The organism is Pseudomonas sp. MDV22-iso1, assembly GCF_058145095.1.
In genome coordinates, this window is the sequence record NZ_JBYVMF010000002.1 from 142,648 (window position 1) to 167,255 (window position 24,608).

At 58.1% G+C, this 24,608-nt stretch carries 24 protein-coding genes and 1 pseudogene; 10 read left to right on the forward strand and 15 right to left on the reverse strand.

Features of this window, described 5'->3' with window-relative positions:
* Positions 1-33: 33 nt before the first annotated feature.
* Entirely contained in the window at positions 34-891 is an 858-nt protein-coding gene (locus AC3ZVB_RS02975; protein WP_490145747.1) for an SDR family oxidoreductase, read from the forward strand.
* 141 nt (positions 892-1,032) lie between these two features.
* Here AC3ZVB_RS02975 and AC3ZVB_RS02980 read toward each other — a convergent pair whose 3' ends face one another.
* From AC3ZVB_RS02980 to AC3ZVB_RS03005, 6 genes are all read right to left on the reverse strand, one after another.
* The gene (locus AC3ZVB_RS02980; protein WP_162436650.1) at positions 1,033-1,773 is read right to left on the reverse strand and encodes a putative periplasmic lipoprotein; all 741 of its coding nucleotides are present in this window, start codon (positions 1,771-1,773) and stop codon (positions 1,033-1,035) included.
* Positions 1,774-1,828: 55 nt separating this feature from the next.
* Complete coding sequence (locus AC3ZVB_RS02985) at positions 1,829-2,209, reverse strand: RidA family protein (RefSeq protein ID WP_025130815.1); 381 nt, start codon at positions 2,207-2,209, stop codon at positions 1,829-1,831.
* Positions 2,210-2,233: 24 nt separating this feature from the next.
* Complete coding sequence (spoT, locus tag AC3ZVB_RS02990) at positions 2,234-4,339, reverse strand: bifunctional GTP diphosphokinase/guanosine-3',5'-bis pyrophosphate 3'-pyrophosphohydrolase (protein ID WP_162436651.1); 2,106 nt, start codon at positions 4,337-4,339, stop codon at positions 2,234-2,236.
* 57 nt (positions 4,340-4,396) lie between these two features.
* Complete coding sequence (gene rpoZ, locus AC3ZVB_RS02995) at positions 4,397-4,660, reverse strand: DNA-directed RNA polymerase subunit omega (protein WP_007894670.1); 264 nt, start codon at positions 4,658-4,660, stop codon at positions 4,397-4,399.
* Positions 4,661-4,827: 167 nt separating this feature from the next.
* Entirely contained in the window at positions 4,828-5,448 is a 621-nt protein-coding gene (gene gmk / locus AC3ZVB_RS03000; RefSeq protein ID WP_194690920.1) for a guanylate kinase, read from the reverse strand.
* A gap of 12 nt (positions 5,449-5,460) precedes the next feature.
* Positions 5,461-6,324, reverse strand: a complete 864-nt coding sequence (locus AC3ZVB_RS03005; protein WP_194690921.1) for a YicC/YloC family endoribonuclease — start codon at positions 6,322-6,324, stop codon at positions 5,461-5,463.
* A gap of 260 nt (positions 6,325-6,584) precedes the next feature.
* Between AC3ZVB_RS03005 and rph the strand changes: the two genes are divergently transcribed.
* From rph to gltS, 3 genes are all read left to right on the forward strand, one after another.
* The gene (rph, locus tag AC3ZVB_RS03010; RefSeq protein ID WP_194690922.1) at positions 6,585-7,307 is read left to right on the forward strand and encodes a ribonuclease PH; all 723 of its coding nucleotides are present in this window, start codon (positions 6,585-6,587) and stop codon (positions 7,305-7,307) included.
* A gap of 28 nt (positions 7,308-7,335) precedes the next feature.
* Entirely contained in the window at positions 7,336-7,704 is a 369-nt protein-coding gene (locus AC3ZVB_RS03015) for a DUF4870 domain-containing protein (RefSeq protein WP_162436655.1), read from the forward strand.
* Between the two features lie 437 nt (positions 7,705-8,141).
* Positions 8,142-9,347 carry a sodium/glutamate symporter gene (gene gltS, locus AC3ZVB_RS03020; RefSeq protein WP_194690923.1) on the forward strand — a complete coding sequence of 402 codons (1,206 nt, stop codon included), beginning with the start codon at positions 8,142-8,144 and terminating at the stop codon, positions 9,345-9,347.
* Positions 9,348-9,513: 166 nt separating this feature from the next.
* Here the strand turns inward: gltS and crc are convergent, their stop codons facing one another.
* Positions 9,514-10,293, reverse strand: coding sequence for a catabolite repression control protein Crc (gene crc, locus AC3ZVB_RS03025; RefSeq protein ID WP_007934608.1), 780 nt, complete (start codon positions 10,291-10,293; stop codon positions 9,514-9,516).
* An 82-nt stretch (positions 10,294-10,375) separates the two neighbouring features.
* On the opposite strand from crc, the gene pyrE reads away from it, so the two are divergent.
* On the forward strand, positions 10,376-11,020 hold the full coding sequence (gene pyrE, locus AC3ZVB_RS03030) for an orotate phosphoribosyltransferase (protein ID WP_490145748.1): 645 nt from the start codon (positions 10,376-10,378) through the stop codon (positions 11,018-11,020).
* Between the two features lie 203 nt (positions 11,021-11,223).
* Here pyrE and argB read toward each other — a convergent pair whose 3' ends face one another.
* The 4 genes and pseudogenes from argB to coaBC all read right to left on the reverse strand — a co-directional run bounded on the left by argB (position 11,224) and on the right by coaBC (position 15,573).
* Positions 11,224-12,129, reverse strand: a complete 906-nt coding sequence (gene argB, locus AC3ZVB_RS03035; RefSeq protein WP_045059191.1) for an acetylglutamate kinase — start codon at positions 12,127-12,129, stop codon at positions 11,224-11,226.
* A gap of 38 nt (positions 12,130-12,167) precedes the next feature.
* A pseudogene (locus AC3ZVB_RS03040) lies at positions 12,168-13,535 on the reverse strand (phosphomannomutase/phosphoglucomutase); the annotation flags it as partial.
* A 368-nt stretch (positions 13,536-13,903) separates the two neighbouring features.
* Entirely contained in the window at positions 13,904-14,359 is a 456-nt protein-coding gene (gene dut, locus AC3ZVB_RS03045) for a dUTP diphosphatase (RefSeq protein ID WP_490145749.1), read from the reverse strand.
* A gap of 5 nt (positions 14,360-14,364) precedes the next feature.
* The gene (coaBC, locus tag AC3ZVB_RS03050; protein WP_162436659.1) at positions 14,365-15,573 is read right to left on the reverse strand and encodes a bifunctional phosphopantothenoylcysteine decarboxylase/phosphopantothenate--cysteine ligase CoaBC; all 1,209 of its coding nucleotides are present in this window, start codon (positions 15,571-15,573) and stop codon (positions 14,365-14,367) included.
* 134 nt (positions 15,574-15,707) lie between these two features.
* Here coaBC and radC point away from each other — a divergent pair, with 134 nt between their 5' ends.
* The gene (gene radC, locus AC3ZVB_RS03055; RefSeq protein WP_162436660.1) at positions 15,708-16,382 is read left to right on the forward strand and encodes a RadC family protein; all 675 of its coding nucleotides are present in this window, start codon (positions 15,708-15,710) and stop codon (positions 16,380-16,382) included.
* A gap of 66 nt (positions 16,383-16,448) precedes the next feature.
* On the opposite strand, the gene AC3ZVB_RS03060 is transcribed toward radC, so the two are convergent.
* Entirely contained in the window at positions 16,449-18,035 is a 1,587-nt protein-coding gene (locus tag AC3ZVB_RS03060; protein ID WP_490145750.1) for an ABC transporter substrate-binding protein, read from the reverse strand.
* Between the two features lie 446 nt (positions 18,036-18,481).
* On the opposite strand from AC3ZVB_RS03060, the gene rpmB reads away from it, so the two are divergent.
* Positions 18,482-18,715, forward strand: coding sequence for a 50S ribosomal protein L28 (gene rpmB, locus AC3ZVB_RS03065; RefSeq protein ID WP_007894701.1), 234 nt, complete (start codon positions 18,482-18,484; stop codon positions 18,713-18,715).
* Positions 18,716-18,726: 11 nt separating this feature from the next.
* Positions 18,727-18,882, forward strand: a complete 156-nt coding sequence (gene rpmG / locus AC3ZVB_RS03070; RefSeq protein ID WP_007894709.1) for a 50S ribosomal protein L33 — start codon at positions 18,727-18,729, stop codon at positions 18,880-18,882.
* Between the two features lie 82 nt (positions 18,883-18,964).
* On the opposite strand, the gene AC3ZVB_RS03075 is transcribed toward rpmG, so the two are convergent.
* Together AC3ZVB_RS03075 and AC3ZVB_RS03080 are read right to left on the reverse strand one after the other, a co-directional pair.
* The gene (locus AC3ZVB_RS03075; RefSeq protein ID WP_490145751.1) at positions 18,965-19,243 is read right to left on the reverse strand and encodes a peptidase inhibitor; all 279 of its coding nucleotides are present in this window, start codon (positions 19,241-19,243) and stop codon (positions 18,965-18,967) included.
* Positions 19,244-19,436: 193 nt separating this feature from the next.
* Positions 19,437-19,799, reverse strand: coding sequence for a cupin domain-containing protein (locus AC3ZVB_RS03080; protein ID WP_194690929.1), 363 nt, complete (start codon positions 19,797-19,799; stop codon positions 19,437-19,439).
* A gap of 228 nt (positions 19,800-20,027) precedes the next feature.
* Here AC3ZVB_RS03080 and AC3ZVB_RS03085 point away from each other — a divergent pair, with 228 nt between their 5' ends.
* Together AC3ZVB_RS03085 and AC3ZVB_RS03090 are read left to right on the forward strand one after the other, a co-directional pair.
* Complete coding sequence (locus AC3ZVB_RS03085; RefSeq protein ID WP_162436664.1) at positions 20,028-21,521, forward strand: aldehyde dehydrogenase; 1,494 nt, start codon at positions 20,028-20,030, stop codon at positions 21,519-21,521.
* A gap of 185 nt (positions 21,522-21,706) precedes the next feature.
* The gene (locus AC3ZVB_RS03090) at positions 21,707-22,849 is read left to right on the forward strand and encodes an MFS transporter (protein ID WP_162436665.1); all 1,143 of its coding nucleotides are present in this window, start codon (positions 21,707-21,709) and stop codon (positions 22,847-22,849) included.
* Between the two features lie 156 nt (positions 22,850-23,005).
* On the opposite strand, the gene AC3ZVB_RS03095 is transcribed toward AC3ZVB_RS03090, so the two are convergent.
* Positions 23,006-24,577, reverse strand: a complete 1,572-nt coding sequence (locus AC3ZVB_RS03095) for a phospholipase D family protein (protein WP_490145752.1) — start codon at positions 24,575-24,577, stop codon at positions 23,006-23,008.
* Positions 24,578-24,608: the final 31 nt, after the last annotated feature.

Sequence of the window (24,608 nt, forward strand, 5' to 3'; positions counted from 1 at the left end):
GCTAGTCTGTGCCTTTGCGAGAGGAGTTTTCTGATGTCCGCACCTTCTGTTTTGATTGCCGGTTGCGGCGATGTCGGCAGCCGTTTGGCCAAGCAACTATTGGCAAAAGGATGGCAGGTTCATGGCCTGCGTCGGGACGTTTCACGTTTGCCTGACGGTGTGATCGGTGTTGCCGGCGACTTGTTCAATGAAGACTGCCCTGAGACATGGCCGGTGGGTGCGGTGGATTACCTGGTGTATTGCGCGGCGGCCACCGATCACGATGAAGCCGGTTACCGCGCTGCTTATGTGCAGGGTTTGCAGCATGTGCTGGAGTGGCTGAGCGACTATGGGCAGGTGCCTGATCGGCTGCTGTTTGTTTCCAGCAGCAGTGTGTATGGACAGCAGGACGGTGAGTGGGTCGACGAGACTTCGCCGACCATTGCAACGGGCTATTCGGGTCGACTGATGCTGGAGGCGGAGCAAGTAGCGCTGCAGAGCGGTATCCCGGCCAGCATCGTGCGCCTGACCGGCATTTACGGTCCGGGTCGTGAATGGCTGCTGACTCAGGTTCGACGCGGTTATCGTGTGGCAGTCGATCCGCCGTTGTACGGCAATCGTATTCATGCGGATGACGCTGCAGGGCTGCTGGCGTACTTGCTGGACGCGGATAGCCGTGGTGTGGCGCTGGATGATGTTTACATCGGTGTGGACGACGCGCCTGCACCGCTGGCGGAAGTGGTGGGCTGGTTGCGTGAGTATCTGGGTGTGACTGAGTGGAACGAGGAGGAGAGCGTGCGTCGCACTGGCAGTAAGCAGTGCAGTAATGCGCGGGCGAAATCCCTTGGGTGGGAGCCGAAGTACCCCAGCTATCGCGAAGGTTATGCCGCCATTCTTGAAGGCCGCAACTAATCCCTCTACACCCTGAAACAACTGTGGGAGCGAGCCTGCTCGCGATGAGGCCCAAACATTCAACATCTTCGTTGACTGTTGTTCCGCCATCGCAAGCAGACTCGCTCCCACATGGGGATCTGCTTTGCAGTTAGATCCGGGTTACTGCTTTTCCAGCAACCATTTGCGATCGCCCGGCGTGAACTGCGGCATTTCGTCTGCCTGCGCGGTATTGGCGGCCTGGAAAATCTCCAGCTCCTTGCCCTTGCGCGCAAAAATCCAGGTATTGCCCTGGCCGTTCAGTTGCAGCCACATATTGTCGTTGCCGCCACTCATCGAGGCGCAATCGCCGGCCAGACACAGGGCGTAGCGATCGGCGCCGGGCAGACCGGCAACCTGGCCATCGGCCTGGAACTGTACGGTATTGCCTTCACCGGGGCCGCTGAGCACTTTCCAGCTACCGCCCATATAGGCCGAATACAGCGCGCGTTCGAAGCTGGCGCCCATCGGTGCGCCTTCCGGCACAGGGATCACTGCGCGGTCGAAAACCTGCTCGGGCTCATTGTCGCTGGCGGCCTGGGTCATTTGCTTGCCATCACGCTTGAGCTCGCTGGCAGAACTGCCATAAAAGTCGACTTTCCAGGCGCCGGACTCTTCGCCCAGCAGCTTGCCTTCGACGTTTTCGAAACCGTTGGTGTAGCGGGCCTGCAGGGCCTTGGTATTGACGTCCCATTCCAGGTTCGGGCCATAGGCCTGGAGTGCTTCACGCAGGGGAGTGCCTTTGGAGGCAGCGTCGATTGCCACCTGATTGATCCAGGTGCCGCTGACGTCACGGTCGGCAGGGTTGCTGGCACATCCGCCCAAGAATAGGGCGACCAGCGAAAGAGCTAGCGCGTGGCGCATTGTGAAATCCTTTCAGAACGAAGACGGCGCAGCCCTTGGGGCTGCGCCGGACGCATTACTCGATGACCAGAATGGCATCCATTTCAACCTGCGAACCCTTTGGCAGGGCGGCCACGCCGATGGCGGCGCGAGCAGGGTAAGGCTGTTCAAAGTACTTGCCCATGATCTCGTTGACCTTGGCGAAGTGGCTCAGGTCGGTGAGGAAGATGTTCAGTTTGACGATGTCCTTGAAGGAGCCGCCGGCTGCTTCAGCCACGGACTTCAGGTTCTCGAACACCTGAACGGTCTGGGCTTCGAAGCCTTCAACCAGTTCCATGGTTTTTGGGTCCAGAGGGATTTGACCGGACATGTAGACGGTGTTGCCAGCCTTGATCGCCTGGGAGTAAGTGCCGATGGCGGCCGGGGCCTTGTCGCTGGTGATAACAGTCTTGGTCATGAATGACTCCTTGTAATGGGTGGGCTATGCGCGCATGCGGGTGATGCGAATCACCCCGGTCAACGCGCGCAGTTTCTTGATTACGCGGGCCAGATGCACGCGGTCGTGCACGCTGACCACCAGTTGGACCACGCTGATACGACCGTCGCGTTCGTCCATGCTGATTTTTTCAATATTGCCATCGGCCGCGTTGACGCTGCTGGCGAGCAGAGCGATCAGGCCGCGCTGGTGTTCCAGCTCGACGCGCAGCTCGACGTTGAATTCGCCGGTGACATCCTTGGCCCAGGAGAGCTGGATGCATTTTTCCGGGTTGTGGCGGATTTCGCTGATGTTGCGGCAGTTGTCCAGGTGCACAACCATACCCTTGCCCGCGGACAGGTGGCCGACAATCGGGTCGCCCGGGATCGGTGTGCAACACTTGGCGTAGCTGAGCACCAGCCCTTCGGTGCCGCGAATGGCCAGTGGGCCTTCCGCACTCGGCAACTGTTCGCCTTCGCCGAGCAAGCGTCGCGCGACCACGTAGGCCATCCGGTTGCCCAGGCCGATGTCTTCCAGAAGGTCTTCGATCAGTTCGAGGCGGTATTCGGCAAGCATTGCTTTGACGCGCTCGTCTGGAATTTTTTCCAGCGAGCTGTCGAAGCCGTTAAGGACCTTGTTCAGCAGGCGTTCGCCCAGGCTGATGGATTCTGAGCGACGTTGCAGTTTCAGCGCGTGACGAATGTGGGTACGCGCCTTGCCGGTGACCACGAAGTTGAGCCATGCCGGATTCGGTCGTGCGCCGGGAGCACTGACGATCTCGACCGTGGAGCCGCTTTGCAGCGGTTCGGACAGCGGTGCGAGGCGACGGTTGATCCGACAGGCAATGCAGCTGTTGCCGACGTCGGTGTGCACCGCGTACGCGAAGTCGACCGCCGTGGAGCCTTTTGGCAGCTCCATGATCCGGCCTTTTGGCGTGAAGACGTAGACCTCGTCCGGGAACAGGTCGATCTTGACGCTTTCGATGAATTCCAGCGAGTTGCCGGCCCGTTGCTGCATCTCCAGCACGCCTTTGACCCACTGGCGGGCGCGAGCGTGAGTGCCTTTGGGTTGCTCGTCGCCACTGGATTTGTACAGCCAGTGAGCCGCAATGCCGTTGTTGGCCATCTCTTCCATTTCACGGGTACGGATCTGAATCTCGATCGGAACACCGTGCATGCCGAACAGCGTGGTGTGCAGCGACTGATAGCCGTTGGCCTTGGGGATCGCGATGTAATCCTTGAATCGCCCTGGCAACGGTTTGTACAAGTTATGCACAGCGCCTAGCACGCGGTAGCAGGTATCAACCTTGTCGACGATGATCCGGAACGCATAGACGTCCATGATTTCGTTGAAGGCCCGACGCTTGCCGCGCATTTTCTTGTAGATGCCGTAGAGGTGTTTCTGGCGACCGCTGACTTCGCCCTGAATCTCGTCGATGGCCAGGCAGTGGCTCAAGGACTCTTCGATCTTGTTGACGATTTCCTTGCGGTTGCCCCGGGCGCGCTTGACGGCCTGGTAGATCCGCGCGGAACGCATCGGGTGCATCGCTTTGAAACCCAGGTCTTCGAATTCTATGCGGATGGCGTGCATGCCCAGCCGGTTGGCGATGGGCGCATAGATTTCGAGGGTTTCTTTCGCAATCCGGCGGCGTTTTTCGCCGGACAGGACTTCCAGGGTGCGCATGTTGTGCAGGCGGTCAGCGAGTTTCACCAGGATCACGCGGATATCGCGCGCCATGGCCATCGCCATCTTCTGGAAGTTTTCAGCCTGGGCTTCGGCCTTGGTCTCGAAGTTCATCTGGGTCAGTTTGCTGACCCCATCGACCAGTTCGGCCACGGTTTCGCCGAATTGCGCTTGAAGCGCTTCCTTGGCAATACCGGTGTCTTCGATCACGTCATGCAGCATGGCCGCCATCAGGCTCTGATGGTCCATATGCATGTCGGCAAGAATATTCGCAACCGCGAGTGGGTGCGTGACATACGCCTCGCCACTGCGGCGGCGCTGGCCGTCGTGGGCTTGTTCGGCGTAGAAATACGCTCGGCGGACCAGGTTCACCTGGTCCTTGCCGAGGTAGGTCGATAAGCGATCGGCGAGGGCGTCTATGCTCGGCATGATGACTCCTGCCGTTCGCTGTGACCCCGCGCCGTGCTACGTCGACCAGGCATAGGCTTAGACGGCCTCGTTGGACTCGTCCTCGAACGCTGCGAACAGCGGTTCGTCTTCGACGATTTCAGCGTTGGCGATGAACTCGTAGCTCATCAGGCCTTCAGCGATTTCACGCAGGGCTACAACGGTAGGCTTGTCGTTTTCCCACTGGACCAGTGGCTCTTTGCCGCCGGTGGCCAGTTGACGGGCACGCTTGGTGGACAGCATGACCAGCTCAAAGCGGTTTTCCACGTGGTTCAGGCAGTCTTCAACGGTTACGCGGGCCATGGTATTCCTCGGAGCGAATGCAATATGCGCGCTGCCCGGTTGGGCGAGCGGACTCAACAGTTTAAAAAATCACCAGCGTTTAGGGAAGCGCTGATTTTTTGATCAAGCTCTTCAACGCGCTGCAAGTGCCAATGTAAAGCCCTTGCAGCTGTTTTGGGAAGAGCTGTTCAACCCAGTAATTCAGCCAGCAATTTGCCGTTAAGTTGCTGCTGGCGTTTCTGCTGGAGCTGATTTGCGCGGAAAATCGCCTGCAAATCGGCCAGCGCATGGGCGAAATTGTCATTGATGATCAGGTAGTCGTAGTCGACATAGTGGCTCATCTCGCTGACAGCTTCACGCATGCGGCCATCAATGATCTCGTCGCTGTCCTGGCCGCGATGGGTCAGGCGCTGGTGCAAGGCCTGCAAAGACGGCGGCAAAATGAAGATCGAGCGGGCCTGGGGCATCAGTTTGCGCACCTGTTCGGCGCCCTGCCAGTCGATTTCCAGAATCAGGTCGTGGCCCTCATCGAGGGTCTGCTGCAGATGACTTTGCGAGGTGCCGTAGAGATTACCGAACACTTCGGCGCGCTCAAGGAAATCCCCGTGCTCGATCATCTTCACGAACTCGCTGCGTTCGACGAAGTGATAATTCACGCCGTTCGATTCGCCGGGGCGCATGGCGCGAGTCGTGTGTGAGACGGAGACGCGGATCTCCGGATCAGCGTCGGTCAGGGCTTTGACCAGGCTGCTCTTGCCCGCGCCAGAAGGCGCAGAAATGATATACAGGGTGCCGGTGCTGTGGGTCATGTCGGGTTTGCCTTACTCAATATTCTGCACTTGTTCGCGCATCTGCTCGATCAACACTTTGAGGTTGACCGCTGCTTGGGTGCTGCGCGGATCGAAAGCTTTGGAGCCTAATGTGTTGGCTTCGCGGTTGAGCTCCTGCATCAGGAAATCCAGACGCCGACCAGCAGCACCGCCGGATTTGAGCACCCGGCGAACTTCAATGATGTGCGTGCTCAGGCGATCCAGTTCTTCGGCAACGTCGCTTTTTTGGGCGAGCATGACCATTTCCTGCTCCAGACGCTGAGGGTCCATCTCGGCCTTCATATCGGCAAAGCGGTCGAGGACTTTCTGGCGCTGGGTCGCGAGCATCTGCGGAACCAGTTCACGCAGGGTGACCACGTCTGTTTCGATAGAGGTCAGGCGATCGTTGATCAATCGGGCCAGCTCTGCACCTTCGCGCTCGCGGCCGGCTTTGAGTTCTTTCAGGCCCTCGTTGAACAGCGCCAGCGCTTCAGCATTCAAGGCTTGCGGGTCGGACGCGTCGCCCACCAGTACACCGGGCCAGGCCAGAACTTCAAGCGGGTTCAGTGCCGCCGGGTTTTTGATCAGGCTGGCGATCGTCTCCGCGGCGGCGACCAATTGAGCGGCACGCGCGCGGTCGACTTGCAGGGCCTTGTCAGTGTTTTCTTCGGTGAAGCGCAGGGTGCATTCGAGCTTGCCCCGGGACAAGCCCTGGCGCAGCGCTTCGCGGACCGCGCCTTCTAGATCTCGAAAGGATTCCGGCAGGCGCAGGTGAGGCTCGAGGTAGCGGCTGTTGACCGAGCGCAGTTCCCAGCTCAGGGTGCCCTGGGTGCCGGCTTTTTCGACGCGGGCGAAGGCGGTCATGCTGTGCACCATGGAGGTACCTCGCAATGCAGATCCAGGCGTTACCCAAAATCCGCTATCTATGAATTTAAGCCCAGAGGCAGCAAAGGCGCAGGATTGTAGCTCAGTGGGGCGGATGCGCCCAAACACACGGCGTGACAAAGAGCTGCAGGCCGTCGGTAAAGCGGGTTTTAGCGGTCTCAGTCGTCGGGCGGATTTTTTAGAAGTGCCCAGTCCGGGCGTGCGGCTCTATAATGCTCGGCAGATTTCCGTCCTCCGTACAGGTATTCCCTATGAAACGTCCAAGTGGTCGCGCTGCCGATCAGCTCCGCTCGATCCGCATTACCCGCAACTACACCAAACATGCCGAGGGATCTGTACTGGTCGAGTTCGGTGATACCAAAGTCATCTGCACCGTCAGTGTCGAAAACGGCGTGCCGCGTTTCCTCAAAGGTCAGGGCCAGGGTTGGTTGACTGCCGAATACGGCATGCTGCCGCGCGCGACCGGTGAGCGTAACCAGCGTGAAGCGAGCCGTGGCAAACAAGGCGGGCGTACGCTGGAAATCCAGCGCCTGATCGGTCGTTCCCTGCGCGCTTCGCTGGACATGTCCAAGCTGGGCGACGTTACCCTCTACGTCGACTGCGACGTGATTCAGGCTGACGGTGGAACCCGCACCGCGTCCATCACCGGTGCGATGGTCGCGCTGGTCGATGCCTTGAAAGTGATCAAAAAGCGCGGCGGCCTCAAAGGCGGCGACCCGCTCAAGCAAATGATCGCTGCTGTCTCGGTCGGCATGTATCAGGGCGAACCTGTACTCGACCTCGATTACCCGGAAGACTCGGCTGCCGAAACCGACCTGAACGTGGTGATGACAAGCACTGGCGGATTCATTGAAGTTCAGGGTACTGCCGAAGGCTCGCCGTTCCAGCCTGAAGAGCTGAACGCCATGCTTGAGTTGGCGAAGAAGGGCATGACCGAAATCTTCGAATTGCAAAAGGCTGCATTGGCCGACTGATCGCAATCGCTCCAGCAAGGAGAACGCCATGAGTGACGAGCAACAGCTACTTCCCATCCCGAGCAAAGAGGTTCGACAGTGGGCGATGTTTTGTCATCTCTCGGCCTTGCTGGGGATCTGGATTCCGTTCGGTACGCTGATCGGCCCGCTGATTCTCTGGCAGATGAAGCGCGAGATGGACCCGTTCGTCGATGCGCAGGGTAAGGAAGCGCTGAACTTTCAGATCACTGTCGCCATTGCCTCTGCTATTTGCTTCCTGCTCATGGTGGTGATTATCGGGTTCTTCATGTTGGGTCTGGTGGCGATTGGAGCATTAGTGTTGACGATCATTGCGGGCGTCAAGGCCAATGAAGGGGTGCCTTATCGTTATCCCTTTACGTGGCGATTGATCAAGTAAAGATGTCGTGTACTGGTGAAGCACGGTTCACCAGCCTTTCAAACAAATGCCCCGAATTTTACGGGGCATTTTTTTTGAAATTAAATAAAGTTCCTCAGCCAAATTCAGCAATTGCCATTGGCGGTATTCGGTTATCGCAGGTGTTTGTGGATTAGTCTTACAAGGCATTACCGTTAATTACTTATATTAAAGCTGTTTTCGTTGTTCTTACACTTTTAGTCACAACTACGGCCCGCAGGTAGCCCCATAGGCTTGGCAATGAGACTGGGCGATTGATAAAGTTGCTCGACGTAATATTTATCAGCGGTATTACGCCTTGTTCACACCATTGACGGTCCCTGAATCTAAAATCAACCCGTGTTGATACGTCTCAACCAGTTCAACAGGCGTGCCCAGGTAAAAAGTTCGCCTCTGAATGTGCAAGTAAGAATTTTCCAATGATTGAACTCGATTTTTACGGAACACTTGTGGCCGCCTCTTTAGTACTTTTACTGGGGAGAGGACTTGTTACTCGTGTCGGATTTTTACGCGCCTACAATATTCCTGAGCCTGTAGCCGGCGGGCTGGTGGTCGCTTTGGTTCTCTTGATTCTACGAGCCATCGAAGTTGAGGTCCGTTTCGATACATCGTTGCAGGCGCCCCTGATGTTGGCGTTTTTCGCCACCATTGGCTTGAGCGCAGACTTCGCCAGCCTGAAGAAAGGCGGGCGTGTAGTAGGGATTTTCGTATTGGCAGTCACGGGGCTCTTGGTGGTTCAGAACGCCATGGGTATCGGGCTCGCCACCCTGTTAGGGCTTGATCCATTGATGGGACTGTTGACCGGCTCAGTGACGTTGGCGGGTGGGCACGGTACCGGCGCTGCATGGAGTTCGACTTTCAGCGAGAAGTACGGTCTGGCTTCCGCCTCTGAACTGGCGATGGCTTCTGCAACGTTCGGTTTGGTGCTGGGTGGTTTGATTGGTGGTCCGGTTGCTCGCCTGCTCATCAAGCGTGTTCAAACCCCAGGTCTCGAACACGGAAAGCCTCAGTGTCCCAAAGGCTTTGAGCAGCCTAACAAGGAGCGCTCGATCACGCCTTTCTCGTTCATCGAGACGCTTGCTCTGATCGCCGTCAGCTTGCTGGCGGGTAATCTCTTGAATGGCCTGTTGCACGGAACTGCGTTTGAACTGCCGACCTTCGTTTGCGTTTTGTTTGTGGGAGTTCTGCTACGAAATGGCCTTTCAGCACTGGGTCTGTATCAGGTGTTTGAGCGTGAAGTGTCTGTGCTGGGGAATGTCAGTTTGTCGCTATTCCTCGCTATCGCTCTGATGTCACTCAAGCTGTGGGATCTGGCCGCACTGGCTTTGCCGATCTTTCTGATCCTGGCTGTGCAGACTTTAGTCATGGCGCTGTTTGCGATTTTCGTGACGTTCAGGGTTATGGGCAGGAACTACGACGCGGCCGTGCTGGCAGCGGGGCATTGTGGTTTTGGTCTGGGCGCGACGCCAACGGCCATTGCTAACATGCAGGCAGTGACACAGCGCTATGGACCTTCGCAAATTGCGTTTCTGGTGGTGCCCATGGTGGGGGCGTTCTTCATCGACATCATCAATGTGGTCGTGATCAAGTTGTACCTGGCGTTGCCGTTTTTCGCCGCGGGTTGACGCTCATGTCACGTGACCTTGTTGTGAAAGGGTCGAGCGCTCCAGCGCAAAAAAGCGTAAAAAAAATGCCCGTATCATGCGATACGGGCATTTTTTCGTCTGGCAAACAGGTTGCTGAGTGTTCACTCAATCTGAGTAACGCCAGTTCTTGCCTTCGAAACGACGCTTAGATAGTCAGCGTCCAGTCGTAGTCGACGATCAGCGGTGCGTGTTGCGAGAACCGTGGCTGACGTGGCAAACGTGCGCTGCGTACGAAGCGGCGCAGACCTGGCGTCAGCAACTGGTAGTCGAAACGCCAACCGAGGTTAAGCATTTCAGCCTGTTCGTTGTCCGGCCACCAGCTGTACTGATCGCCCTCACGACTGACTTCGCGCAAGGCATCAACGTAGCCCATGTTGCCGACAATCTCGTCCATCCAGGCACGTTCAGGTGCCAGGAAGCCCGGAGATTGCTGGCTGTCGCGCCAGTTCTTGATATCCAGCTTCTGTTGCGCAACATACAGCGAGCCACAGTAAATGTACTCGCGACGTTTGCGTCGCTGTTTATCCAGATAACGGGCGAAATCGTCCATTAGCTTGAACTTCTGGTTCAAGTCTTCATCGCCGTTCTGCCCCGAAGGAAGCAGCAAGGTCGCGATGCTGACCTTATCGAAATCGGCTTGCAGGTAGCGCCCGTAGCGGTCGGCCGTCTCGAAGCCGAGACCGCTGATGACAGCCTTCGGTTGCAACCGCGAATACAAAGCCACGCCACCCTGGGCGGGAACTTCGGCTTCGCAGGCATAAAGGAAGTAGCCATCCAGTTGGAAGGCTGGATCGTCCAGTTCAAAGGCGGAGGCGCGGGTGTCCTGCAGGCAGATGACGTCGGCATTCTGTGCTTGCAGCCAACTGAGCAAACCTCGCTCCACTGCAGCCTGAATACCATTGACGTTCACACTGATGATCCGCATAAATGGCCCCAAAAATCGCGTGCGTGTATGATACACGGCGTCAACCTAATTAGCTAAATCCGTGGTATTTGGGGTTTTTTTCATGCAAGCGTATCAGCGCGATTTCATTCGTTTTGCCATCGATCGCGGCGTTTTGCGCTTCGGTGAGTTCACCCTGAAGTCCGGGCGCACCAGTCCTTACTTCTTCAATGCCGGCTTGTTCAACTCGGGTTCGGCGCTGGCGCAACTGGGTCGTTTCTATGCGGCAGCCATCGTCGAGAGCGGTATTTCCTTCGACGTGCTGTTCGGCCCGGCCTACAAAGGCATTCCGTTGGCAGCGACTACAGCGGTAGCCCTGGCTGAGCACCATGAGCGTGATGTGCCATGGTGCTTCAATCGCAAAGAGGCCAAGGCCCACGGCGAAGGCGGCAGCCTGGTCGGCGCGCCATTGACTGGCGATGTGTTGATCATCGACGACGTGATCACCGCCGGCACCGCGATTCGTGAAGTGATGCAGATTATCGCTTCCCAGGACGGCGCCAAGGCGGCAGGCGTGCTGATCGCCCTGAACCGACAAGAGCGCGGCAACGGCGAGCTGTCGGCGATCCAGGAAGTGGAGCGTGATTTCGGTATCCCGGTCATCAGCATCGTTTCCCTGAACCAGGTACTCGAGTTCCTGGCAGACGATCCGCAGCTCAAGCAACACTTGCCTGCCGTAGAAGCCTACCGCGCCCAGTTCGGCGTATAGCACCGATCTCCCTGTATGGAGGGCTTGTGTGGCGAGGGAGCTTGCACCCGCTTGAGTGCGTAGCGCTCACAGCTCTTGGGACTGCTGCGCTGCCCAGCGGGAGCAAGCTCCCTCGCCACAAATAAATCGTTTGCCCGCAGGTATCTCAGGCAAAAAAAGACCCCGCTCAGTCTGGCTGAGCGGGGTCTTTTTGTATGTGCCGCTTAAGGGCGCTTGCGATTGCTGATCAAGGTACCCACACCGGTATCGGTGAAGATTTCCAGCAAAATCGCATTCGGCACGCGCCCGTCAATGATCAACGAGCTGCCCACGCCGCCCTGTACCGCTTCCAGCGCGCAACGGATCTTCGGCAGCATTCCGCCGTAGATGGTGCCGTCGGCGATCAGTTCGTCGACCTGCTGAGTCGTCAGGCCCGTCAAGACGGTGCCCGACTTGTCCATCAGGCCGGCGATGTTGGTCAGCAGCATCAGCTTTTCAGCTTTCAATGCTTCGGCAACTTTGCCGGCGACCAGGTCGGCATTGATGTTGTACGACTCACCATTGGCGCCGACGCCAATCGGCGCGATCACCGGAATGAAATCGCCTTTGACCAGCAGGTTCAGCAGGTCGGTGTTGATCCCGACCACTTCGCCGACCTGGCCGATGTCGATGATTTCCGGTTGGGTCATCTCCGGCGTCTGGCGCGTGACGGTGAGCTTTTTCGCGCGAATCAACTCGGCGTCTTTACCGGTCAGGCCGATGGCGCTGCCGCCATGACGGTTGATCAGGTTAACAATGTCCTTGTTCACCTGGCCACCCAGGACCATTTCCACCACGTCCATGGTCTGTGCGTCAGTGACACGCATGCCATCAATGAAGTGGCTCTCGATCGACAGTCGCTTGAGCAGGTCGCCGATTTGCGGGCCGCCGCCGTGCACCACCACCGGGTTGATACCCACGGCTTTCATCAGGACGATGTCGCGGGCGAAGCCGGTTTTCAGCTCCTCGCTTTCCATCGCGTTGCCGCCGTATTTGATCACCAGCGTCTTGCCGACATAGCGGCGAATGTAAGGCAGCGCTTCGGACAGGACCTTGGCGGTGTTGGCGGCGGCTTCGCGTTCGAGGGTCATTCAGGGCTCCGGCACTTCAATAAAGGCGCTTCGTTAAATCAAAACGGTAGTTGGAGATCAGGTGCAACACGCTTCAACTGGACTTTGAATACATCCTTGATGCGCTGCAACTCAGCCTCGTCATCGGCCTCGAAACGCAGTACCAGCACCGGTGTGGTGTTGGACGCGCGAACCAGGCCCCAGCCTTTGGCGTAATCGACTCGCACGCCGTCAATGGTGGTCAGGTCAGCGCCTTCGCCCCACTTGGCATCGTGCAGAGCATCAATGATGCTGAATTTGCTCTCTTCGGTCACATGGATATTGATTTCCGGCGTAGAAATATCATTCGGGAAGGTCGCAAACAGCTCTTCCGCGGTGGATTTTTCTTTGCTGAGGATCTCCAGCAACCGCGCGGCGCTGTAAATGCCGTCGTCGAAACCGAACCAGCGCTCCTTGAAGAAGATATGGCCGCTCATTTCGCCGGCCAGCAGGGCGCCGGTTTGTTTCATTTTCTTTTTGATCAACGAGTGACCGGTCTTCCACATTAGCGGGCGACCGCCATATTCCTTGATCAGTGGCGTCAGGCGACGGGTGCACTTAACGTCGAAGATGATTTCTGCATCCGGGTTGCGCGCCACGACGTCGCGGGCGAAGAGCATCAGCAAGCGGTCCGGGTAGACGATGCTGCCGGTGTTGGTTACGACGCCCACGCGGTCACCGTCACCGTCGAATGCCAGGCCCAAGTCAGCGTTGGTTTCCTTGACCTTGGCGATCAGGTCGACAAGGTTTTCGGGTTTGCCCGGGTCCGGGTGATGGTTCGGGAAGTTGCCGTCGACTTCGCAGAACAGCGGAATGACTTCGCAGTTCAGCGCTTCGATCAGTTGTGGGGCAATCACGCCGGCAGCGCCATTGCCACAGTCAACGACAACTTTGAGGCGGCGAGCCAGTTTGACGTCCTGAACGATTTCAGTGTTGTAGCGGTCGAGAATCTCGACCTTGGTGATGCTGCCCTTGCCGCTGCTCAAGTTGTTGGTCTTGAGGCGTTCGTGCAGGGCCTGAATTTGTTCGTTGGCCAAGGTGTCGCCAGCGATAACGATCTTGAAACCGTTGTAGTTTGCAGGATTATGGCTGCCGGTCAGCATCACGCCGGATTTACCGGCCAGGACGTTGGCGGCGTAGTACAGCGCAGGCGTTGGCACCAGGCCGACGTCGCTGACGTGGCAACCGCTGTCGGCCAGGCCTTTGATCAGTTGCTCGACCAGCTCGGGGCCTGACAGGCGACCGTCACGGCCGACGGAAACATTCGGTTCATCCTGTGCCAGGCTCTGGGAGCCAATGGCGCGACCGAGCCAATAAGCGGTCTCAGCATTCAAGAATTCCGGGACGGTGCCGCGAATGTCATAGGCGCGGAAAATGCTGTCGGGGAACTTGGGTGGGACTTGGGCTGGGTTGCTCATTACTGGAAATGCTCCATCTTGAAAGTGATTGGGCTTGCCGGCGAAGAACTCGCCGGCAGTCTCAAACTGAAGGGTATGACGGCGTTTTCCACAGAGAGTTCGTGGTGCGAAAAGGCCATGACGCCGGTTTTGCTGAGCATTTGGCCGTCCATTGCCTTGATTTCCAGTGTTAAAACTGTCGCCGATCCTGATGCAATCTTTGTGGCAAGCCAGCTCTACTGTAGGAGCTGCCGCAGGCTGCGATCCTTTGATCCTGTTCTTGATCTTGAGAAAACTAGATCAAGAGATCGCAGCCTCGTTTCACTCGACAGCTCCTACAGGAATGTGGCGTTTATCGATCAATGGCTGCCTGAATGCCCAAAACCACCCGCGCCGCGCTCGGTTTCGACAAATTCTTCGACCATCTCGAAATGCGCCTGCACGACTGGCACCAGAACCAGTTGAGCCAGACGTTCGCCGACAACCATATTGAAGTCGGTCTGGCCGCGGTTCCAGCAGGACACCATCAACGGGCCCTGGTAGTCGGAGTCGATCAGGCCAACCAGGTTGCCCAGCACGATGCCGTGTTTATGACCCAGGCCCGAACGCGGCAGAATCAATGCGGCGAGGCCAGGATCGCCGATGTACACCGACGGTCCGGTGGGGATCAGCAACGTTTCACCTGGTTTGATGACGGTGTCTTTTTCCAGCATGGCGCGCAGGTCCAGGCCGGCGGAACCTGGGGTAGCGTACTGTGGCAGCGGGAATTCGCTGCCGATGCGTGGGTCGAGGATCTTGGCTTGCAAAGCGTGCATGTAAATTAAACCTGGTTCAGACGTTCGGCGATAAAAGTGATCAGCTGGCGGGCAATTTTGCTCTTGCTGGTCTGGGCGAAAAGTGTGGCGTGGAGTTCACGATCAATCACGCTGCAGGCGTTTTCCTCGCTGTTGAAGCCAATACTCGGGTTGGCGACGTCGTTGGCGACGATCAAATCGAGATTCTTGTCTTTCAGCTTGCGTGCGGCGTAATCGAGCAGGTGTTCGGTTTCGGCGGCGAAACCGACACTGAACGGACGGTCGGGACGGGTAGCGATGGTGGCCAGGATGTCCGGGTTACGCACCATTTGTAGCAACAAGCCGTCGCCGCTCGTAGGATCTTTCTTGAGTTTCTGTGGCGCGACGACTTCCGGGCGATAGTCGGCAACTGCGGCGGAGGCAATAAACAGATCGCACGGGATTGCGGCTTCGCAGGCGGAGAGCATATCGCGGGCGCTGACCACATCGATTCGCGTCACGCGATCCGGCGTTGGCAGGTGGACCGGGCCCGTAATCAGGGTCACTCGGGCACCCGCCTCAACCGCTGCTTCGGCCAGGGCAAAGCCCATTTTCCCCGAACTATGGTTGGTGATGTAGCGAACCGGATCAATGTTTTCCTGGGTTGGGCCGGCCGTGATAAGCACGTGCTTGCCGGTCAACGCCTGACGCTGGAAGCAGTCCGCCGCGCACTGGGCGAGGTCGTTGGCTTCGAGCATGCGACCCATGCCGACATCGCCGCAAGCCTGGCTGCCGGAGGCAGGGCCGAAGACTTTCAGGTCCCGACTTTCGAGGGTCTGCAGGTTGGATTGGGTTGCCGGGTCGCGCCACATGGCTTGATTCATGGCGGGCGCCACAGCAACAACCGCGTCAGTGGCCAGCACCAATGTGGTCAGCAGGTCGTCGGCAATCCCCTGTGCCAAGCGCGCGATCAAGTCTGCGGTAGCGGGGGCGATCAACACCAGATCGGCCCATTTCGCCAGCTCGATGTGGCCCATTGCGGCTTCGGCTGCCGGGTCCAGCAGGTCCAGATGCACCGGGTGTCCGGACAATGCCTGCATGGTCAGCGGCGTGATGAATTCGCTGCCACCCCGGGTCATGACCACGCGCACTTCGGCGCCCTGGTCGATCAGTCGGCGAACCAGCTCAGCGCTCTTGTAGGCCGCGATGCCGCCGCCGACGCCCAGAACAATGCGTTTCCGATACAGCCGCTGCATAGGTCTGCCTTTCAATTCGTTGGTGACTGCATGGCGAAACCCCCTCCCCAGGGTGAATTCGCCTGCAAAAAAGATGGGCTAAGATATCACAGCGACCGCTATGGAACAGCGGCGCCCACAGACAGGGAGGTGCTATGAGTATTCGCGATTGGCCGGCGGCCGAGCGACCGCGGGAAAAGCTTCTTGAACAGGGCTCGGCGAGCCTTTCAGACGCAGAGTTGCTGGCAATTTTTCTACGAACCGGTGTCTCCGGCAGGAGTGCAGTGGACGTTGCGCGTCACTTGCTGAGCAAGTTTGGCAGCCTGCGTGCGTTGCTGGAGGCGGATCAGTCGACGTTCAGCAGGGAGTTGGGGCTCGGTCCCGCCAAGTTCGCACAGCTGCAAGCGGTTCAGGAAATGGGTCGACGGCACATGGCCGAGCGTTTGCGCAACAAGTCGGTGCTGGAAAATCCTCAAGCTGTTCGTGAGTACCTCAAAGCCTTGCTGCGCCATGAGCTGCATGAGGTATTCGGTTGTCTGTTTCTGGACTCCAGGCATCAGGTGCTGACCTTTGAAGCGCTGTTTCACGGCTCCATCGACAACACCAGCGTCCATCCTCGACAGGTGGTCAAACGTGCGTTGGCCAACAACGCGGCAGCAGTGATCCTCTGCCACAACCACCCATCGGGTAACTCCACTCCCAGCCAGGCCGACCGAAAATTGACCAAACGTCTGCAAGAGGCGTTGCTGCTGGTGGATGTGCGAGTTCTTGACCACTTCATCGTCGGTGACGGCGACCCGCTGTCCATGGCCGAGTACGGCTGGATGTGACTGTGGCGAAAATGAGATTCCTGTAGGAGGGAGCGCGCTCGCTCCCACAGGTCGTCTCGAAGTGGATTACTTCAGGTTGACCTTCGAGTAGTCCTGGCGACCAAACGGGCTGACAGCGTATCCCTCGACTTGCTTGCGCATCAGGGCGAATGCAGTGGGGTGCGCCAGCGGCAGCCATAGCGCCTGTTGCTGGATCTGCGCCTGAGCCTGCTCGTAGAGCTTGGTGCGCACGCCTTGCTCCGCGGTGGTCTTGCCGGCGCTGATCAGCTTGTCCAGATCCTGGTTGCAGTAGCGAGCAAAGTTGGTGCCCGACTTGACCGCGGCGCAGGAAAACTGCGGGGTGAGGAAGTTATCGGGGTCACCGTTGTCGCCGGCCCAGCCCATGAACAGCAGGTCATGTTCGCCCGCTTTGGCGCGGCGGATCACTTCACCCCATTCGATCACGCGGATCTCGGCCTGAATGCCGATTTGAGCCAGGTCGGATTGCAGCATTTGCGCGCCGAGACTTGGGTTCGGGTTAAGCAAGCTGCCGGAAGGGCGGGTCCAGATCGTGGTCTGGAAACCGTCCTTGAGACCTGCCTTGGCCATCAGAGCGCGGGCTTTTTCAACGTCGTGAGCGTAGCCGGGCAAGCCTTTGGCGTAGCTCCAGGTGTTGGGCGGGTAAGGCCCGCTGGCAGGCTCGGCAGTGTCCTCGAACACCGCTTTGATGTAGTTGGCCTTATCGAAGGCCAGGTTGATTGCCTGGCGTACTTCCGGCTTGTCCAGCGGGGGATGCTGGCTGTTGATAGCGACGAACGCGGTCATGAACGCGTCAGTCTTTTCGACTTTCAGTGTCGGCTCTTTCAGCGCTGCCTGTACGTCCAGAGGCTTGGGCGACAGGGCGATCTGGCATTCGTTGCGACGCAATTTCTGCAGGCGCACGTTGGCATCCGGGGTAATGGCGAAGATCAGCGGGTCGACCGCAGGCTTGCCACCGAAGTAGTCCGGATTGGCCTTGTAGCGAATTGACGCATCTTTCTGAAAGCGCGTGAAAATGAACGGCCCCGTGCCGACTGGCTGACTGTTGAGCTTTTCCGGGGTGCCGGCCTTCATCAATTTGTCAGCGTATTCAGCGGGATAGATCGAAGCGAAGCCCATGCTCAAGGTCGGCAGGAAGGTCGAGTCAGGGTGATCAAGCGTGAAGCGCACCGTCAGTGGGTCCAGCGCATCGATCTTCTTGATCAGCGCAGGCAGCTGCATCGACTGAGCATGCGGGAAGCCGCTCTGGGCAACTTTGTGCCAAGGGTTGGCCGGGTCGAGCATGCGGTCGAAGCTGAACTTCACGTCCTCTGCGGTCAGGTCGCGGGTAGGGGTGAAGTAGTCCGTTCGATGGAATTTCACATTGGGGTGCAATTTGAAGACGTAGGTCAGACCGTCGGGTGTGACTTCCCAGCTGTCCGCCAGGCTGGCGACCACTTTGCCGCTGGCTGAATCGAAGTCCACCAGCCGGTTCATCAGCACATCAGCGGAAGCGTTGGTGGTGGTCAGCGAGTTGTACTGCACCACGTCAAACCCTTCAGGGCTGGCCTCGGTGCAGACGCTCAGGGCTGCGGCCATTGCCTGCGGGCTGAGCAGAAGCGGGGCGAGTAACAGGGGTAGGGCAGCGAGGCGCATGGTCGGATTCCTTTACAGATCGAAGGCCCATCTGCAAGTGCAGTCTGGAAAAGGCTTACCCTAGATGGCTCTTTTGCAAATGACTATCCCCTTTTTCATTTTGGGGGGACTATGTGCGACTGATTTCCGTGTGCACAGATCGAGAAAATGTGGAATTGGCCCATTGGCCGATTCTCTGCGACGAGCGGTCGATATCGGTCACAGCCTTTATCCAAAGCGCTCACCGCCCGAAAAATGGGGTTTTTATCAACTCAACGCACACAGAATGTTGTTGCTCTGTGGTCTTTCTGGTATAAAGCAGCGCTCTTTTCTAGGGGCCCGGTTCCTTCACCTGGAGGTGTAGCCGGTAAGACCTCTAAAGAAACGCGGCGCCTGGCGCCAAATGACTGAGAGATTAAGCGGCCAACCCATGCCGGGTTGGGCATGTGGTTTTAGAGGGCTGAGGCATGTCGAGAGTATGTCAAGTTACCGGTAAGGGTCCGGTGACTGGGAATAACATTTCCCACGCAAATAACAAAACCCGTCGTCGTTTCCTGCCGAACCTGCAGCATCACCGCTTCTGGGTTGAAGAAGAGAAACGTTTCGTGCGTCTGCGCGTATCTGCCAAAGGCATGCGTATCATCGACAAGCGTGGCATCACTGTCGTGCTGGCCGAAATCCGCAAAGCTGGCAAGATCTAAGGGAGCTAATCATGCGTGAATTGATTCGTTTGATTTCGAGCGCCGGTACTGGTCACTTCTACACTACCGACAAGAACAAGCGCACTACTCCGGACAAAATCGAGATCAAGAAATTTGATCCGGTTGTTCGCAAGCACGTGATCTACAAAGAAGGCAAAATCAAGTAATTGATTTTTCTCTCTTACGAAAAAGGCCCGTATCGCGAGATACGGGCCTTTTTTGTTGCCAGTTTTCCGGTGTTACGCCGAATCAGCCGCAGTACATCCGGATGACCATGCCGTTGATATCGGTGAAAATTCGCAAGCGTGTGGGCTCGAATTCCGGAGTATTACGATTGACCACGACACTGGCCGCGCGCGAATCCACGCGGGCCTTCTCCTTGTTTTGCTGAGTGAGGTACTGGCCGATCAGGTCTTCTTGCGCCCACCGTGTATTGCATTGCTGCGGTGAAGCATCGGCCTCAGCCGACGTCAGTGTGGCTGCAAAAGTGAATCCAGCCAGCAGGCTCGAAGTGAAAAATGTGCTCATGTTAATTCGCTTCCCTGTGAATAATGAGGTTCTGGCTACTGGTGCCAGTAGCTGAAACAGCATCCGGTATGGTCCGTAACCGAGTGCAGTAACTATGTATGCCACTCGGCGCAGGCCGGTCCGGATTCACGCGACAGGTTCACGAAAAAAGCCCGTCGCGATGGACGGGCTTTTTGGGAAAGCGGGGCTGGTGTCAGGCTTTTGGTTCAAACGCCACATAGATCTTGCGGCACGGCTCCAGCACTTCCCAGGTGCCGCGGAATCCGGCCGGAATGACAAAGCGATCACCCGCCCGCACCGTTTTGCTGTTGCCGTCGTTGTCGCGCAACACTGAAACACCCTGAACGATTTCGCAGTACTCATGCTCGGTGAAGTTCACATGCCATTGGCCAACCGCGCCTTCCCAAACACCCGCATTCAGCTGGCCACAGGGACTGTTGTAGTGGTTGTACACCGCTTGCTCAGGATCGCCCTTGAGGATTTTTGCCGGGTCTGGCCGGTAACGATCGGGCTGAGTGTTGGCTTGGCTGAAATCGACGATGTCCTGGATGCTCATTGTTGTAATCCCCAGTGATTGCGTTGGAAAGCGCAAAGTCTATGTTTATTAAAATGAACATCGCAAGGCCGTTTGCCGGCCTTATGTCAAATATATTGAAACTTCACCTGTCGCTGGTTTAGGGTGGCGGTTGCCTTTGGCCGAACACGCTGGCTGGCCGGGCAGAATTCCTGTGAGCGTCTGCGAAGAACGCTGGGCGCTCGTATTCAACAAGAGGAGGACACTCGTATGACCACCCTGACTCGTGCCGATTGGGAACAACGTGCTCGCGATCTGAAGATCGAAGGCCGCGCCTACATCAATGGCGAATACACCGATGCTGTCTCCGCCGAAACCTTCGAGTGCATCAGCCCGGTCGATGGTCGTCTGCTGGGCAAGATCGCCAGCTGTGACGCCGCCGATGCCCAGCGCGCTGTTGAAAACGCCCGCGCCACGTTCAATTCCGGCGTCTGGTCGCGCCTGGCGCCGACCAAACGCAAAGCCACGATGATTCGTTTCGCCGGCCTGTTGAAACAGCACGCCGAAGAGTTGGCGCTGCTTGAAACGCTGGACATGGGCAAGCCCATCAGTGATTCCCTGTACATCGACGTTCCAGGCGCGGCGCAAGCCCTGAGCTGGAGCGGTGAAGCCATCGACAAAATCTACGACGAAGTTGCCGCTACCCCCCATGATCAGTTGGGTCTGGTTACTCGCGAGCCGGTCGGTGTTGTGGGCGCGATCGTGCCGTGGAACTTTCCGTTGATGATGGCCTGCTGGAAACTCGGCCCGGCCCTGTCCACCGGTAACTCGGTGATCCTCAAGCCGTCCGAAAAATCCCCTCTGACTGCCATCCGCATCGCTGCGCTGGCCGTGGAAGCCGGTATTCCGAAAGGCGTGCTGAACGTCCTGCCAGGCTACGGTCACACCGTCGGCAAGGCCTTGGCCCTGCATAACGATGTCGACACGCTGGTGTTCACCGGTTCGACCAAGATTGCCAAGCAACTGTTGATCTACTCCGGCGAGTCGAACATGAAGCGCGTCTGGCTGGAAGCCGGCGGCAAGAGCCCGAACATCGTGTTCGCCGATGCCCCGGACCTGCAAGCGGCCGCCGAATCGGCTGCCGGCGCCATCGCCTTCAACCAGGGTGAGGTCTGCACCGCCGGTTCCCGTCTGTTGGTCGAGCGTTCGATCAAGGACAAATTCCTGCCGCTGGTGATCGAGGCACTGAAAACCTGGAAGCCGGGCAATCCTCTGGACCCAGCGACCAACGTTGGCGCGCTGGTGGATACCCAGCAGATGAACACCGTGCTGTCGTACATCGAATCCGGTCATGCCGACGGCGCCAAACTGGTGGCCGGTGGCAAGCGCATTCTTCAGGAAACCGGTGGCACCTACGTTGAACCGACGATTTTCGATGGCGTCAGCAATGCGATGAAGATCGCCCAGGAAGAGATTTTCGGGCCGGTACTGTCGGTTATCACTTTTGATAGCGCTGAAGAAGCGGTCCAGATTGCCAACGACACGCCGTACGGTTTGGCCGCTGCCGTGTGGACTGCCGACATCTCCAAGGCTCACCTGACCGCCAAGGCGCTGCGCGCCGGTAGCGTCTGGGTCAACCAATACGATGGCGGCGACATGACCGCACCGTTCGGTGGCTTCAAGCAGTCGGGCAACGGTCGCGACAAATCGCTGCACGCCTTCGACAAATACACCGAACTGAAGGCGACCTGGATCAAGTTGTAATTTGTAGCAGCCCCCGGTGAAAACCGGGGCTGAATACAACGAAGATCCCCTGTGGGAGCGAGCCTGCTCGCGATAGCGGTGTAACAGTCGACATCAGTGTTGAATGTTGCTCCCTCATCGCGAGCAAGCCCGCTCCCACACTGTTTTGTGCCGTCTGAAAAATAATATCCACAGGAGCGTGGAGCATGCGTTGGGCGACATATTTCGCCGTGTTGGCGTCTGTCTTGAGTGTTGGCCTGGCCTTGGGCGTCAGTATGCCGTTGGTGTCGTTTCGCCTGGAAAACTGGGGTTACGGCTCGTTCGCGATCGGTGTCATGGCAGCGATGCCGGCGATTGGCGTATTGCTGGGGGCGAAGATTTCCAGCCATTTGGCGGCGCGTCTGGGTACGGCCAATCTGATGCGTCTTTGCCTTTGGGCCGGTGCGCTGTCCATCGGTTTGCTGGCGATATTGCCCAGTTATCCCGTCTGGCTGGTGCTGCGGCTGATGATCGGGGTGATCCTGACCCTCGTGTTCATCCTTGGCGAAAGCTGGATCAATCAACTCGTGGTCGAGCAATGGCGTGGACGCCTGGTGGCACTCTATGGCAGCGCCTACGCATTAAGTCAGCTGGCAGGGCCGTTGTTGCTAGGCGCCGTGGGGACTGATCACGATTATGGTTTCTGGGTCGGCGTCGGCCTGCTGACGGCGGCACCGTTCCTGTTGCTGGGCCGTAGCGGGGCGCCCACCAGCGAAGCGTGCAGCGTGACCTTCAAGGATTTGCTCGGCTTCTGTCGCGGATTGCCTGCGATCGCCTGGGCGGTCTCACTGTTTGCGGCGTTCGAAGCGATGATCCTGACCTTGTTGCCGGTATATTGCCTGCGGCAGGGGTTCACAACCGAAATCGCCCTGGCGATGGTCAGCACCGTGGTCGTGGGCGATGCCCTGCTGCAGTTGCCGATTGGCGCGCTGGCGGATCGCTTGTCGAGGCGCACGTTGTTCACCGGTTGTGCGGTGATTCTGTTGGTGTCCAGCCTGGCGATCCCGCTGTTGATCGATACGCTGCTGATCTGGCCGTTATGGGTACTGTTTGGTGCCAGCGCGGGCGGTCTGTTCACCCTGTCGCTGATTCTCATCGGTGAACGCTATCGTGATGATGCGCTGGTCCGCGCTAACGCCCATATCGCGCAATTGTGGGGGATCGGTTGCCTGATCGGGCCACTGGCCGCGGGTGCGGGCAGCCAGTGGATCAGCGGCCACGCGCTGCCATTGTTAATGGCGGCGGGGGCGTTCGGATTAGTGATTCTACTGTTGCGACAAGGTGCATTCGGCGCCGTACAGCCCGCGTAAACCCGTACCAGCTGGCTTCCGGCTGCTATGTGGTGAGGGGATTTATCCCCGTTGGGTCGCGCAGCGGCCCCAAAATCTTACGACTGCTGCGCAGCCGAACGGGGATGAATCCCCTCGCCACATAGCGGCCAAGCGCAGGCTGTTACAGGGCTGCGGTCACAACATCCGCTCCAGGCCGACTGCCGTACTGAACCAGGCGTTGAAGCGGCGCCACCAACTGCCCGGTTCCTTGGTCAGGACGTGCATCTTGCCATCGTCTTCTGTCACCCAGACGAGATGATCATCGACCAGTTTCACCTGATAACTCAGGGGCGGCGCCATCCCTTCCAGTGCTGATTTGCGCACATGTGCGGCGAGCTCGGGGCTGTCCACCAACACCCCGACTTCGGTGTTCCATAACACCGAGCGCGGATCGAAGTTGAACGAGCCGATAAAGGATTTCTGCTGATCGAAAATCATCGCCTTGCTGTGCAGGCTGGAGTCAGAACCCCGATAGGATCTGCTGTAGAAAATATGCGGTCCGCTGCCGCCACCTTCGCCAGGCTGGCGGCGCAATTCATACAGCTTCACGCCGTGCTCCAGCAGCGCCTTGCGATAAGGCGCATATCCGCCATGCACCGCCGGTACGTCAGTGGCCTCCAATGAGTTGGTCAGCAGGCTCACCGAGACGCCGGCATCGGCACGACCGGTCAGGTAGACCAATCCAGGCTGGCCCGGAACGAAGTAAGCCGAAATCATGATCAGCTCTTTGCTCACACCCCTGAGCTCGGGTGCCAACTGAGTGGTCAGCAGCAGATGCGGGTCGGGGTCTCCCTTGGCCAGGACCTTGCTTGGTGCGTCCCACAATGCCTGGTTCCAGGCCCAGATCAGCTCCCGACGCCAGATATCCAGACGCGGATGGGTGGTGTAGGTCATCAGTTGCTGATACAGCGCATGGTTCTGCTTGCGGGTTTCTTGCAGCGATGCTTCCAGTTGCATCCGGGTATCTTGCAGGTCTTTCTGCGTCGGTTTGCTGGACAGGAATGCCTCGATGGGTTTGCTCAGCGCGCTGTTCCAGTATTGATCGAAGCTGTGACCGAGCTGTTCGGCAACCGGGCCGACGCTGAGCATGTCGATGTCGGTGAAATTCAGATTGGGCTCGGCGTCGAAATACTCGTCACCCAGATTGCGACCGCCAACGATGGCCACGCTGTTGTCCGCCAGCCACAATTTGTTGTGCATGCGCCGGTGTTGCTGCGACAGATTGAGCAACCGGCCCGTGGCCCGCGTGACGCCTGTTGCACGCCCCAGGTGCAGCGGATTGAACAGGCGGATCTGGATGTGTGGATGCGCTGCCAACGTGGCAATAGTCCAGTCCAGACCATCGCTGGTGGTGTCGTCGAGCAGGATTCTCACCCGCACGCCACGGTCGGCCGCCTTCAACAATTCCTCCACCAGCATGCGGGTGCTGATGCCGTCATGGACGATGTAGTACTGCAGATCAAGACTGCTCTGGGCGTTGCGGATCAGCTCGGCGCGGGCCATGAAGGCTTCGCTGCTATTGGTGAGCAAACGAAAGCCCGACTTCCCTTCGTAGGGCGCGGCCTGAGCCTGAATTGAACGACCAAACGACGAATCGCTTGCGGGCAGCGCCTGGCTTGGTTCGCGTTGAACATCGAAGCTGGTACAGCCGCTCAGGAGCAGCAAGGCGAATATCAGAAAAGCGAGCAGAGGCTGTCTGGCTCTCACGTAGGGTCGTTCCGTTTGGCGGCTGGGGTCG